The following is a 12,819-nucleotide window of genomic DNA, read 5'->3' as shown; positions in this document are numbered from 1 at the left end:
GCTGTCACATCGGCGAGTTAGGTACCCCTGATCCTGCGCTGGTATGACGCCGGTCATACACTCGTCCCGTCTGGCTTGTGAAGCATTTCACGAGCGTGCGGGAGGAGGCGCGAATGACCGCGGTGGAACACGACGCCGACGTCATTGTCGTGGGCGCCGGTCCCGGTGGATCAGCGACTGCGTACCACCTGGCCCGGCACGGCGTACGGGTGCTGTTGTTGGAGAAGACCGAGTTCCCCCGGGAGAAGGTCTGCGGCGACGGGTTGACCCCGCGCGCGGTGCGCCAGCTCATCCGGATGGGTGTGGACACCTCGCCCGACGCGGGCTGGCTGCACAACCGCGGCCTGCGGGTCATCGGCGGCGGGGTACGCCTCGAACTGGACTGGCCGGAGCTGGCCAGCTTCCCCAACTACGGTCTGGTGCGCACGCGCCTGGACTTCGACGACCTGCTCGCCCAGCGGGCGGTGGCCGCCGGCGCGAAGCTGCGGACCAGCGTCAACGTGCTGGGCCCGGTGCTCGACGGCGATGGCCGCGTCACCGGCGTCGAGGCCGAGGTCGGGCCGGGCAAGGAGCCCACCACATTCCGCGCCCCGCTTGTCGTCGCGGCGGACGGCGTCTCCGGCCGGTTCCCGCTCGCGCTCGGGCTGGCCAAGCGGGAGGACCGGCCGATCGGTGTGGCCGTCCGCCGCTACTACCGCTCGCCGGCCAAGCACGAGGACAACTACCTGGAGTCCTGGCTGGAGCTGCGCAGCAAGGACAGCGGCGACAACCTGCTGCCCGGGTACGGCTGGATCTTCGGCCTCGGTGACGGGCGGGTCAACGTCGGCCTCGGCGTGCTCAACTCGTCCTCGGCGTTCGGCAAGACCAACTACCGCCGGCTCCTCACCGACTGGCTCGCGAACACCCCGGAAGACTGGGGGATGACCGACGAGACCAACGCCGACGGCCCGATCCTCGGTGCCGCGCTGCCGATGGGCTTCAACCGGGTGCCCCACTACACCCGGGGCGTGCTGCTGGTCGGCGACTCGGGCGGCATGGTCAACCCGTTCAACGGTGAGGGCATCGCGTACGCGATGGAGTCCGGCGAACTGGCCGCGGAGGCCATGGTCCAGGCTCTCGCCCGGCCGGCCGGCCCGGAACGGGAGCGCGCGTTGATGGCGTACCCGAACGAGTTGAAGGCCCGGCTCGGCGGCTACTACCGGTTGGGCGGCATCTTCGTGAAACTGATCGGCCGCCCCGAGATCATGCGGATCGCCACCAAACACGGCATGCCGCACCCGACGCTGATGCGTTTCGTACTCAAGCTGTTGGCCAACCTGACCGACCCGCGTGGCGGGGACGCGATGGATCGGGTCATCAACGCGATGACGAAGGCCGCCCCAGCCGTATAAGTAGGACGGCATCGGCGCTGGTCACGGCCCCGATGCTGACAAAGATCGACCCCCGCCGACTGCCACTGCGAGGGACGTGAATAGTGTGATTTTCGTCAAGCACCGAGGGCAGGGAAGGACGAGCAGGAGAAAACGATGTCGCTCTCGCCTTACGCACCGATCATCGGGCTGTTCGCCCTCGCCGCGGCGTTCTCGCTGTTTTCCGTTGGCGCCGCCCGCTTCGCCGGTCCCCGTCGCTACAACAAGGCCAAACTCGAGGCTTACGAGTGCGGCATCGAGCCCAGCCCGCAGCCCGTCGGCGGCGGGCGGTTCCCGATCAAGTTCTACCTGACGGCGATGCTCTTCATCGTCTTCGACATCGAGATCATCTTCCTCTACCCCTGGGCGGTCTCGTTCGACGCTCTGCCGATCTTCGGCTTCGTGGAGATGGTCCTGTTCATCGTCGCGGTCTTCGTTGCGTACGCCTACGTGTGGCGGCGCGGCGGCCTGGACTGGGACTGAGGAAGGAACGTCAGATGGGCATCGAGGAGAAGCTTCCCGCCGGCGTCCTGCTCACCTCGGTGGAGAAGCTGGTCAACTGGTCTCGGAAGTCGTCCGTGTGGGGCGCCACCTTCGGCCTGGCCTGCTGCGCCATCGAGATGATGGCCGCCGGTGGTCCGCACTACGACATGGGCCGCTGGGGCATGGAGGTCTTCCGGGCGTCGCCCCGGCAGGCCGACCTGATGATCGTGGCCGGCCGGGTGAGTCAGAAGATGGCCCCGGTGCTGCGCCAGATCTACGACCAGATGGCCGAGCCGCGCTGGGTGCTCTCGATGGGCGTCTGCGCCAGCAGCGGCGGCATGTTCAACAACTACGCGATCGTGCAGGGCGTCGACCACGTGGTGCCGGTCGACATGTACCTCCCCGGCTGCCCGCCCCGGCCGGAGATGCTCATCGACGCGATCCTCAAGCTCCGCGAGAAGATCATGTACGAGCCGCTGGGCCCCAACGGTCGCAAGATGCTCGCGGCCCGCCAGGAGCGCGGCGACGTTCCGGTCGTGCCCTACGGCTCGATGCCCTCCTCGTACCGCAGCGACAAGGCCCGGCGCGCCGAGTGGACCCGGGCGGTCCGCGAGGGCCGCGAGGAGCAGTTGCGCATCGAGAACTGGATGAACGCTCAGAACCACCTCCACCCGCAGGTAGGCCCGAAATGACGTCACCCACGGACAAGCCAAGCGACGGCGGGGTGCCGGTGCCGGTCACGCCGGTCGGCGCCAGCAGCACCGCCCCCGCCGAGTACCCGCCGGCCAGCCCGGCCGGTCGCGGGATGTTCGGCAACCAGGGCACCGGCGACGTGTCCGGCTACGGCGGCCTGGTCCGCCAGCGTCAGCCCATCGAGGAGGCGTCCCGGCCGTACGGGGGCTACTTCGACGAGGTCCGCGACGCGCTGGAGGAGGCGTACCCGGCCTTCGGCGACGCGATCGAAAAGGTCGTGGTCGACCGGGGTGAGCTGACCCTGCACGTACGCCCGGAGCGGATCGCCGAGGTCTGCCAGGTGATGCGGGACGACCTGGCGCTGCGGTTCGAGCTGTGCTCCTCGGTGTCCGGCGTGGACTACCTGGGCGCCGACGAACGGCGGCTGCACGTGGTCTACCTGCTCACCTCGATGACGTACCGGCGGCGGGTCCGGCTGGAGGCCGCGGTCTCCGCCGAGGCCCCGCACCTGCCCAGCGTGACCGCCGTCTACCCGACGGCGGACTGGCAGGAGCGCGAGGCGTACGACATGTTCGGCATCGTCTTCGACGGCCACCCCAACCTGACCCGGATCCTCATGCCGGACGACTGGGAGGGCCACCCGCAGCGCAAGGACTACCCGCTCGGCGGCGTCCCCGTCGAGTACAAGGGTGCGGAGATCCAGCCGCCGAACGAGCGGAGGTCGTACCAGTGACGACGTCGAACTACGCCAGCGAGCGCGAAACCGACGAGGGTCGGGTCTTCACCGTCACCGGTGGGGACTGGGACACGATCGTCGCGGGCACCGACCCGATCAACGACGAGCGGATCGTGGTCAACATGGGTCCGCAGCACCCGTCCACGCACGGGGTGCTGCGGCTGATCCTGGAGCTGGAGGGCGAGACGGTCCGCGAGGCCCGCTCGGTCGTCGGCTACCTGCACACCGGCATCGAGAAGAACCTCGAATACCGCAACTGGGTCCAGGGCTCGACGTTCGTGACCCGGATGGACTACCTCGCCCCGATCTTCAACGAGACGGCGTACGCCCTCGCGGTCGAGAAGCTGCTCGGCATCACCGACGACATCACCGAGCGGGCCACCACGATCCGCGTGCTGATGATGGAGCTCAACCGGATCTCGTCGCACCTGGTCTGGCTGGCCACCACCGGCATGGAGCTGGGCGCGATCTCGATCATGCTGTACGGCTTCCGTGAGCGGGAGTACATCCTCGACATCTTCGAGACCATCACCGGCCTGCGGATGAACCACGCTTACGTGCGGCCGGGCGGTGTGGCGCAGGACGTGCCGGACGACGCGATCGTCAAGATCCGCGAGTTCCTCAAGATGATGCCGAAGAAGCTCAAGGAGTACGAGGACCTCCTCTCCGGTCAGCCGATCTGGACCGAGCGGACGAAGAACGTCGCGGTGCTGGACGTCACCGGCTGCGTGGCGCTCGGCATCACCGGCCCGGTGCTGCGGTCCGCCGGCCTCGCCTGGGACCTGCGCAAGACCATGCCGTACTGCGGCTACGAGAACTACGAGTTCGACGTGCCGACCCACCCCGACGGTGACGTGTGGGGCCGCTACCAGGTCCGGCTCGCCGAGATCCGGGAGTCGATGAAGCTGGTCGAGCAGGCACTGGACCGGCTCCGCCCGGGCCCGGTGATGGTCGCCGACCGCAAGATCGCCTGGCCGGCGCAACTGGCCATCGGCGTGGACGGCATGGGCAACTCGCTGGAACACGTCGCGAAGATCATGGGTCAGTCGATGGAGTCGCTGATCCACCACTTCAAGCTGGTGACCGAGGGCTTCCGGGTCCCGCCCGGCCAGGTGTACGTCGCCATCGAGGCGCCTCGCGGCGAGCTGGGCGTCCACGCGGTCTCCGACGGCGGCACCCGGCCCTACCGGGTGCACTACCGGGAGCCGAGCTTCGTCAACCTGCAGGCCCTCCCGGCGATGGCCGAGGGCGGCCTGATCGCCGACGTGATCGCCGGCGGCGCCTCGTTGGACCCGGTCATGGGGGGTTGTGACCGGTGAACGCGAGGAGTGAGCTTGCGAGCCCCGCAGTCGCGAACGGAAGGCGGCTCTGATGACGACGACGACTTTCACTGACGAGACCCGGGAGCGGGCGCGCGAGATCATCGCCCGTTACCCGGCGGACCGGTCCCGCTCGGCGTTGCTGCCGCTGCTGCACCTGGTGCAGGCCGAAGAGGGCTACGTCTCCCCGGCCGGGGTTGCGTTCTGCGCCGAGGTGCTGGGGCTGAACAAGGCCCAGGTCGGCGCGGTGGCCACCTTCTACACGATGTACAAGCGCAAGCCGACCGGTGACTTCCTGGTCAGCGTCTGCACCAACACGATGTGCAACGTGCTCGGTGGCCAGGAAATCTACGACACCCTCGCCGAGCACTTGGGCGTCGGGCACGACGAGACCACCGCCGACGGCGCGATCACGCTGGAGCACGCCGAGTGCCTGGCAGCGTGCGACTACGGCCCGGTGATGACTGTCAACTACGACTTCTTCGACGGCGTGGACGCCTCCACCGCGGTCGGTGTGGTCGACGAGCTGCGGGCCGGTGGCCGGCCGATGCCGACCCGGGGCGCCCGGCTCTGCACCCTCAAGGAAATGGCGGTGCAGCTCGCCGGTTTCGCCGACGAGCGCGACGGTGCGGTCGCCGACGGCGGGCCGGGCGAGCCCACCCTGCGCGGGTTGCGGCTGGCCCAGCAGCACGGCGTCTCGGTGCCGGGCTTCGACCCGAACACCCCGATCCGCAGCAAGGCCGAGGCCGACAAGGCCGCCGCCGAGGCGAAGGCGAAGGCGGAGGCCGCCAAGCCGGCACCCGTCGAGGCCAGCGCGGCTCCGGTCAAGGGTGGCGACGGGGCTTCCGCCCCGACCGGGGTCGCCGAGCCGGCGAAGCCGTTGGAGTCCACCGAGCCGGCGAAGCCGGCGGACGCCAGCGGCAGCACCACCCGGGACGTCAAGGCACCGGACGACAAGTCGCCGCAGGTGCGTACCGCCGAGACCCGGCAGCCGGACGCGGACACGGCAGTGCCGGACGCCCCTGGCACGAAGGTCCCCACCGACGGCACCGGCACCGCGCCCGAGGCTGGCGACGCGCGGTCGGCCGAGGCCGCGGGCGTGGCGGCCAACGCGCCGGCCGGCGACGGCAAGCCCGCCGGCGACGAGGCCGGGGCGCAGGAGCGCAACCTCACCGAAGCGAAGGCTGGGACGGACGCCGACGGCGCCGGCCCGTCGGACGCGAACGAAACGGGGGCCCAGAAGTGACCACTCCCCGCCCGGAGACGCTGGCCAAGCTGACGCCGGTGCTGACCAAGCGTTGGCTGTCGCCGGACGCCTGGCAGATCGGCACGTACGAGCAGCTGGACGGCTACGCCGCGCTGCGCAAGGCGCTCAAGGCCCACCCGGACGACCTGATCCAGCTGATCAAGGACTCCGGGCTGCGCGGTCGAGGTGGCGCCGGCTTCCCCACCGGCCTCAAGTGGGGCTTCATTCCGCAGGGCGACGGTAAGCCGCACTACCTGGTGGTCAACGCCGACGAGGGCGAGCCGGGCACCTGCAAGGACCTGCCGCTGATGACCCACGACCCGCACGCGCTGGTCGAGGGCGTGATCATCGCGTCGTACGCGATCCGGGCCGCCCGCGCCTACATCTACATCCGGGGCGAGGCGGTGCACGCCGCGCGTCGGCTGCGCAACGCCGTCCAGGAGGCGTACGACAAGGGTTACCTGGGCCGAAACATCCTGCGCAGCGGCTACGACCTGGAGCTGGTGGTGCACTCCGGCGCCGGGGCGTACATCTGCGGCGAGGAGACGGCGCTGCTGGACTCGCTGGAGGGGTTCCGGGGCCAGCCCCGGCTGCGCCCGCCGTTCCCGGCCACCCACGGCCTGTACGCGAGCCCGACGGTGGTGAACAACGTCGGCACCATCGCCAGCGTGCCGCCGATCGTGCTCGGTGGGGCCGACTGGTGGAAGAGCATGGGCACCGAGAAGTCCTCCGGGCCGATGATCTACTCGCTCTCCGGTCGGGTCGCCAACCCCGGCCAGTACGAGTGCTCGATGGGCGTCACGCTGCGCGAGCTGCTGGAGCTGGCCGGTGGCATGCAGCCCGGCCACAACCTGCGCTTCTGGACCCCGGGCGGCTCGTCCACCCCGCTGCTCGCCGCCGAGCACCTGGACGTGCCACTGGACTTCGAGGGGGTGGCGGCGGCCGGCTCGATCCTCGGCACCACGGCCACGCAGATCTTCTCCGACCAGGACTGCCCGGTCTACGCGACGTACCGGTGGCTGGAGTTCTACCACCACGAGTCGTGCGGCAAGTGCACCCCGTGCCGCGAGGGCAACTACTGGATGGTTCGGGTCTACCGACGGATCCTCGCCGGTCAGGGCACCCACGAAGACCTGGACACCCTGCTGGACACCTGCGACAACATCCTCGGCCGCTCGTTCTGCGGCCTGGGTGACGGCGCGACCAGCTCGGTGACCTCCTCGCTGCAGTACTTCAAGCAGGACTACCTCGACTACATCGAGGGTCGGACCGCACCCAAGCTGTCGGAGAAGACCCTGGTAGGGGCGCACTGATGAGCGCGAGGAATGAGCTTGCGAGTCCCGCAGTCGCGAATGGAAGGCGACTCTGATGACCGACGTAGCCAAGCAGACCGAGACCGTCACCCTCACCATCGACGGCGTCGAGGTCACCGCCCCCAAGGGGACGCTGCTGATCCGGGTCGCCGAGCAGATGGGCACCGAGATCCCCCGGTTCTGCGACCACCCGCTGCTGGCCCCGGCCGGCGCGTGCCGGCAGTGCCTGGTCGAGGTGGAGGGGCAGCGCAAGCCGGTCGCCTCCTGCACCCAGACCGTCGCCGACGGCATGGTCGTGCGTACCCAGATCACCTCCCCGGTGGCCAAGAAGGCGCAGGAGGGGGTGATGGAGCTGCTGCTGCTCAACCACCCGCTGGACTGCCCGATGTGTGACAAGGGCGGCGAGTGCCCGCTCCAGAATCAGGCCATGTCCACCGGCCGCACCGACTCGCGCTTCCACGAGCACAAGCGGGAGTACGAGAAGCCGATGGCGATCAGCAGCCAGGTGCTGCTGGACCGCGAACGGTGCGTGCTCTGCCAGCGGTGCACCCGGTTCTCCGAGGAGATCGCCGGCGACAAGTTCATCGACCTGATGGGCCGGTCGTCCGCCGAGGAGATCAACATCTACCGGGACGACGCGTACGGCGAGGAGGGCGACGCCGGGGACGTTCCGTTCAACTCCTACTTCTCCGGCAACACGGTGCAGATCTGCCCGGTGGGTGCGCTGACCGGTGCCCAGTACCGGTTCCGCGCCCGCCCGTTCGACCTGGTCTCCAGCCCCAGCGTCTGCGAGCACTGCTCGGCCGGCTGCGGGCAGCGCACCGACTGGCGGCGCGGCAAGGTGCTGCGCCGGCTGGCCGGCGACGAGCCGCAGGTGAACGAGGAGTGGAACTGCGACAAGGGTCGGTGGGGCTTCCAGTACACCCGGGCCACCGACCGGCTGACCACTCCGCTGGTCCGCGACGAGCACACCGGTGAGCTGCGCGAGGCGTCCTGGAGCGAGGCGCTCACCGTCGCCGCCGAGGGGCTGCACACGGCTCGGGAGAGCGGGCAGGGCACGGCGGTGCTCACCGGCGGTCGGCTGACCGTCGAGGACGCGTACGCGTACGCCAAGTTCGCCCGGGTCGCGTTGAACACCAACGACATCGACTTCCGGGCCCGGCCGGTCTCCCGCGAGGAGGCCGACTTCCTGGCCAGCTCGGTCGCCGGGGTCACCGACGTCACCTACACCGACGTGGAGAACGCGCCGGCGGTGGTGCTGGTCGGCCTGGAGCCCGAGGAGGAGTGCCCGATCCTCTTCCTGCGGCTGCGCAAGGCGTACCTGAAGAAGACCCTGACGGTGTACGCGCTGGCGCCCTTCGCCACCCGCGGCCTGGAGAAGCTCGGTGCCAAGCTGGCCCGGGTGGTGCCGGGCGAGGAGGCCAGCGTGCTCGCCGAGCACGCCACGGTCAGCGAGGCGCTGAGCGCACCGGGCGCGATCCTGATCGTTGGCGAGCGGTTGGCCACCGTGCCGGGTGGGCTCTCCGCCGCGGCCGATGTGGCCCGGCGTACCGGCGCGAAGCTGGCCTGGGTGCCGCGGCGCGCGGGTGACCGCGGCGCGGTCGACGCGGGCTGCTTGCCCAACCTGCTCCCCGGTGGACGCCTGGTCACCGAGCCGGCCGCCCGGGCCGAGCTGGGTGAGGCGTGGGACATCCCGGCCGGGGTGATCCCGAGCCAGGCCGGCCGGGACACCGACGGCATCCTGAGCGCGGCCGCCAACGGGCAGCTCGGCGCGCTTGTCGTCGGCGGTGTCGACCCGGCCGACCTGGCCGACCCGCGACTGGCCGATGCCGCCCTGGACGCGGTGCCGTTCCTGGTCAGCCTCGAACTGCGGGCCAGCGCGGTGACCCGGCGGGCGAACGTGGTGCTGCCTGTCGCCCCGGTGGCCGAGAAGGCCGGCAGCTTCCTGGACTGGGAGGGTCGGCTGCGCCCGTTCGAGGCGGTGCTGAACACCGCCGCGATGACCGACGGCCGGGTGCTCGACGCGCTGGCCGCGCTGCTGGACGTGCGCCTCGGCACGGCCGACGTGCTGAGTGTGCGTCGCGAGCTGGCCACGCTGCCGGCGACGCGTATGTCCCGACCGGCGGCGCCGTCGGTCGCGCCGGGCCGGGTGCCGGAGCCGAAGGCCGGGGAGGCCGTGCTGGCCACCTGGCACCAGCTGGTGGACCTCGGCACCCTGACCGAGGGCGACGAGAACCTCGCCGGAACCGCCCGTCCGCCGGTGGTCCGGCTGGGTAAGGGCACCGCCGAGGCGCTCGGTGTGGTCGACGGTGACGCGGTCACGGTCGGCACCGACCGGGGGGCGCTGACCCTGCCGGCGGAACTCACCGAGATGCCCGACGGCGTGGTCTGGCTGCCGACCAACTCACCCGGCTCGACCGTTCGGCGCAGCCTCGGGGCGACGTCCGGCGCGGTCGTCCGGATCTCCGTCCCCGCTTCGGGTACGGCCATCCCGGCCGGACGCGTGGCGGCCGACGAGACCGGTCTCCCGGGTCCGCTCCTCAACTCCGGGGGTAACCAGTGACTTCGTCAATCCTGGCCCAGGATCCGACGTTGGCCGACTTCGGCCGGGATCCGTGGTGGCTGGTTCTCGGCAAGATTGTCTTCGCGTTCGCCTTCGGTCTGCTGGCCACCCTGCTCGGGGTCTGGTTCGAACGGCGCGTGGTCGGTTACATGCAGGTGCGGCCCGGCCCCAACCAGGTCGGCCCGTTCGGCCTGCTGCAGACCCTCGCCGACGGCCTGAAGATGGCCTTCAAGGAGGACATCCTGCCGAAGGCGGCCGACAAGGTCGTCTACTTCTTCGCCCCGACCATCTCGGTGATCTGCGCGGTCACCGCCCTGTCGGTGGTGCCGTTCGGCCCGATGGTGAGCATCTTCGGTCACCACACGCCGTTGCAGGTCACCGATGTGCCGGTGGCGGTGCTGCTGCTGCTCGCCTGCTCCTCGATGGGCGTCTACGGCATCGTGCTGGGTGGCTGGGCCTCCGGCTCGACGTACCCGCTGCTGGGTGGTCTCCGGTCGAGTGCCCAGATGATCTCCTACGAGGTCGCCATGGGGCTCAGCATCGTGGCGGTCTTCATGACCGCCGGCACGATGAGCACCAGCGGAATCGTCGCCGCCCAGGGTGACGGCACCCAGCTGACCATCTTCGGCCAGACGATCCCGGCGCCGGGCTGGTACGCGATCCTGCTGCTGCCGAGCTTCATCATCTTCTTCATCGCCACCGTGGGTGAGACCAACCGGGCACCGTTCGACCTGCCCGAGGCCGAGTCCGAGCTGGTCGCCGGCTTCATGACCGAGTACAGCTCGCTGAAGTTCGCGCTCTTCATGCTCAGCGAGTACGTCGCGATGGTGACCATGTCCGCGGTCACCACCACGCTGTTCCTGGGCGGTTGGCGGGCGCCCTGGCCGATCACCATCTGGGAGGGCGCCAACTCCGGTTGGTGGCCGATGCTCTGGTTCTTCGGCAAGGTGATCGCGCTGGTCTTCGTCTTCGTGTGGCTACGCGGCACGCTGCCGCGGCTGCGCTACGACCAGTTCATGCGGCTCGGCTGGAAGGTGCTGCTGCCGATCAACCTGGTCTGGATCCTGGTCCTGTCGGGCCTGCGCTCCATCGAGGACTGGGACACCCGCGGCAAGGTGATCGCCGTCGGGATTCCGGCCGGCATCCTGCTGATCGCCACGATCTTCTGGCCCAGCCGGAAGCCGAAGCCGCAGCCGACGACGCAGGAACAGGTCGACAACCGGCCGCACGGGAGCTTCCCGCTGCCGCCGATGGATCTTCAGGTACCACCGAGCCCGCGTATCACGCGCGTGGTCGCCGAGCGGGAGCCGGCCAACATCGTTGCCGGCTCGGACTCCAGGGAGGTGTGACGTGGGCGCGATCACCGGAACGTTCAAGGGATTCGGTGTCACCTTCTCGCACATGTTCAGGAAGGTCGTCACCACCGACTACCCGTTCAAGCCGCCGGTGTCGGCGCCGCGCTACCACGGGCGGCACATCCTCAACCGGCACCCGGACGGCCTGGAGAAGTGCATCGGCTGCGAGCTGTGCGCCTGGGCCTGCCCCGCGGACGCGATCTACGTCGAGGGTGGCGACAACACCGACGAGCAGCGCTTCTCGCCGGGTGAGCGGTACGCCAGCGTCTACCAGATCAACTACGCCCGCTGCATCTTCTGCGGGCTGTGCATCGAGGCCTGCCCGACCCGGTCGCTCACCATGAGCAACGAGTACGAGCTGGCCCGCGACAACCGGCAGGACCTGATCTTCACCAAGGAGCAGCTGCTCGCGCCGTTGCTCGAGGGCATGGAGCAGCCGCCGCACCCGATGCGGCTGGGTGACAGCGAGAAGGACTACTACGTCGGCGCGCTGGACAACCCGGGCACCTCCGCCGGTGCGGAGACGTCCCCGATGGGCCCCGGCCGCTACCAGGTCGAGGAGCACCCCGGCGTGACGTTCCCGGGCGCCGAGCAGGCCGCCCAGCGCGTCGCGGCCGGCAAGGGAGAGAAAGCATGACCATGTCTACGGTGCTGGCCGCGGCGGGTGGGGTGTCCGGCGGCGAGGAGGTCACCTTCTGGATCCTCGGGCCGCTGGCGCTCATCGGCGCGATCGGGATGGTGGCCGCGCGCAACGCGGTGCACTCCGCGCTGTGGCTGGTGCTCACCATGCTCTGCCTGGGCGTGTTCTACGTGCTCCAGGCCGGGCCGTTCATCGGCATGGTGCAGATCATCGTCTACACCGGCGCGATCATGATGCTCTTCCTCTTCGTGCTGATGCTCGTCGGTCGGGACTCCACCGACTCGCTGATCGAGACGTTGCGCGGCCAGCGGGTCGCCGCGATCGTGCTGGGGCTGGGCTTCGCCGGTCTGGTCGGCGGCGCGCTCTACCGGGCGCTGCAGGGGACCACCGCGGTCGGCCTGGAGCAGGCCAACGCGGAGGGCAACGTGCAGGGCATCGCCCGACTGCTCTTCACCAAGTACGTGTTCGCGTTCGAGTTGACCTCGGCACTGCTGATCACCGCGGCGGTCGGTGCCATGGTGCTCGCGCACATCGAGCGCCGCAAGCAGGACAAGGTCGACCAGGTGTCGACGATGCGGGCCCGTTTCGCGCCGGGCAACTACCCCGGCCCCAAGCCGGGCCCCGGCGTCTTCGCGACCTCGTCCTCGGTGGCCACCCCGGCCCGACTGCCGGACGGCCGCCTCTCCGAGCGGAGCACGCCGGACATCCTGCCGGTACGGGAGCTGACCGCGCAGGAGACCACGCTGAAGGGGACGGACCAATGACGCCTGACTACTACCTGGTGCTCGCGGCGGTGCTGTTCACCATCGGCGCCGCCGGGGTGCTCGTCCGGCGCAACGCGATCGTGCTGTTCATGTGCGTGGAGCTGATGCTCAACGCGGCCAACCTGACGCTGGTCACCTTCAGCCGGATCAACGGTGACCTCAACGGTCAGATCATGGCGTTCTTCGTGATGGTGGTGGCGGCGGCCGAGGTCGTGGTCGGGCTCGCGATCATCATGTCCATCTTCCGGACGCGACGCTCGGCGAGTGTCGACGACGCCAACCTGCTCAAGTACTAGAG

General features: G+C 69.8%; 12 protein-coding genes. All 12 read left to right on the top strand.

All coding sequences use genetic code 11. From position 1 onward, the window contains the following. Window positions 1-113 precede the first annotated feature (113 nt). The 12 genes from ACIBD9_RS03530 (at window position 114) to nuoK (ending at window position 12,817) form a co-directional block, all read left to right on the top strand. Window positions 114-1,391: a geranylgeranyl reductase family protein gene (locus ACIBD9_RS03530; RefSeq protein ID WP_396714148.1), complete on the top strand. Its 1,278-nt coding sequence runs from the start codon at window positions 114-116 to the stop codon at window positions 1,389-1,391. A 135-nt stretch (window positions 1,392-1,526) separates the two neighbouring features. Beyond that, a complete protein-coding gene (locus ACIBD9_RS03525; protein ID WP_007454588.1) occupies window positions 1,527-1,892 on the top strand; it encodes an NADH-quinone oxidoreductase subunit A in 366 nt (121 codons plus the stop codon). 14 nt (window positions 1,893-1,906) lie between these two features. After that, window positions 1,907-2,584, top strand: a complete 678-nt coding sequence (locus ACIBD9_RS03520) for an NADH-quinone oxidoreductase subunit B family protein (protein WP_088986765.1) — start codon at window positions 1,907-1,909, stop codon at window positions 2,582-2,584. Further along, a complete protein-coding gene (locus tag ACIBD9_RS03515; RefSeq protein ID WP_396714145.1) occupies window positions 2,581-3,318 on the top strand; it encodes an NADH-quinone oxidoreductase subunit C in 738 nt (245 codons plus the stop codon). The genes ACIBD9_RS03520 and ACIBD9_RS03515 overlap by 4 nt, the downstream gene beginning before the upstream one ends. Further along, window positions 3,315-4,640, top strand: a complete 1,326-nt coding sequence (locus tag ACIBD9_RS03510) for an NADH-quinone oxidoreductase subunit D (protein WP_387170811.1) — start codon at window positions 3,315-3,317, stop codon at window positions 4,638-4,640. Before ACIBD9_RS03515 ends, ACIBD9_RS03510 begins: the two co-directional genes overlap by 4 nt. Before the next feature lie 52 nt (window positions 4,641-4,692). Then, window positions 4,693-5,886 carry an NADH-quinone oxidoreductase subunit NuoE gene (gene nuoE / locus ACIBD9_RS03505; protein WP_396714143.1) on the top strand — a complete coding sequence of 398 codons (1,194 nt, stop codon included), beginning with the start codon at window positions 4,693-4,695 and terminating at the stop codon, window positions 5,884-5,886. Continuing rightward, complete coding sequence (gene nuoF / locus ACIBD9_RS03500) at window positions 5,883-7,199, top strand: NADH-quinone oxidoreductase subunit NuoF (RefSeq protein WP_091395571.1); 1,317 nt, start codon at window positions 5,883-5,885, stop codon at window positions 7,197-7,199. The genes nuoE and nuoF overlap by 4 nt, the downstream gene beginning before the upstream one ends. A 55-nt stretch (window positions 7,200-7,254) precedes the next feature. Then, the gene (locus ACIBD9_RS03495) at window positions 7,255-9,762 is read left to right on the top strand and encodes an NADH-quinone oxidoreductase subunit G (RefSeq protein WP_396714141.1); all 2,508 of its coding nucleotides are present in this window, start codon (window positions 7,255-7,257) and stop codon (window positions 9,760-9,762) included. Continuing rightward, entirely contained in the window at window positions 9,759-11,111 is a 1,353-nt protein-coding gene (nuoH, locus tag ACIBD9_RS03490; protein WP_396714139.1) for an NADH-quinone oxidoreductase subunit NuoH, read from the top strand. Before ACIBD9_RS03495 ends, nuoH begins: the two co-directional genes overlap by 4 nt. Before the next feature lies 1 nt (window position 11,112). Then, window positions 11,113-11,754: an NADH-quinone oxidoreductase subunit NuoI gene (nuoI, locus tag ACIBD9_RS03485; RefSeq protein ID WP_210785491.1), complete on the top strand. Its 642-nt coding sequence runs from the start codon at window positions 11,113-11,115 to the stop codon at window positions 11,752-11,754. Then, window positions 11,751-12,521, top strand: coding sequence for an NADH-quinone oxidoreductase subunit J (locus ACIBD9_RS03480; protein ID WP_396714137.1), 771 nt, complete (start codon window positions 11,751-11,753; stop codon window positions 12,519-12,521). Before nuoI ends, ACIBD9_RS03480 begins: the two co-directional genes overlap by 4 nt. Then, window positions 12,518-12,817 carry an NADH-quinone oxidoreductase subunit NuoK gene (gene nuoK, locus ACIBD9_RS03475; protein ID WP_030486270.1) on the top strand — a complete coding sequence of 100 codons (300 nt, stop codon included), beginning with the start codon at window positions 12,518-12,520 and terminating at the stop codon, window positions 12,815-12,817. The genes ACIBD9_RS03480 and nuoK overlap by 4 nt, the downstream gene beginning before the upstream one ends. Window positions 12,818-12,819 lie beyond the last annotated feature (2 nt).

Origin of the sequence: Micromonospora sp. NPDC050784 (assembly GCF_044456765.1) — a bacterium.
GTDB classification, from domain to species: domain Bacteria; phylum Actinomycetota; class Actinomycetes; order Mycobacteriales; family Micromonosporaceae; genus Micromonospora; species Micromonospora foliorum.
The sequence above is the reverse complement of the archived record's forward strand: the minus strand, read 5'-3'. Positions and strand labels throughout refer to the sequence as shown.

Bases quoted from the DNA above. Each gene is read 5' to 3' on its own strand.
- ACIBD9_RS03525 (WP_007454588.1), top strand. From the start codon at position 1,527: ATGTCGCTCTCGCCTTACGCACCGATCATCGGGCTGTTCGCCCTCGCC.
- ACIBD9_RS03495 (WP_396714141.1), top strand. From the start codon at position 7,255: ATGACCGACGTAGCCAAGCAGACCGAGACCGTCACCCTCACCATCGAC.
- nuoK (WP_030486270.1), top strand. From the start codon at position 12,518: ATGACGCCTGACTACTACCTGGTGCTCGCGGCGGTGCTGTTCACCATC.
- nuoE (WP_396714143.1), top strand. From the start codon at position 4,693: ATGACGACGACGACTTTCACTGACGAGACCCGGGAGCGGGCGCGCGAG.
- ACIBD9_RS03520 (WP_088986765.1), top strand. From the start codon at position 1,907: ATGGGCATCGAGGAGAAGCTTCCCGCCGGCGTCCTGCTCACCTCGGTG.
- ACIBD9_RS03480 (WP_396714137.1), top strand. From the start codon at position 11,751: ATGACCATGTCTACGGTGCTGGCCGCGGCGGGTGGGGTGTCCGGCGGC.
- ACIBD9_RS03530 (WP_396714148.1), top strand. From the start codon at position 114: ATGACCGCGGTGGAACACGACGCCGACGTCATTGTCGTGGGCGCCGGT.
- ACIBD9_RS03515 (WP_396714145.1), top strand. From the start codon at position 2,581: ATGACGTCACCCACGGACAAGCCAAGCGACGGCGGGGTGCCGGTGCCG.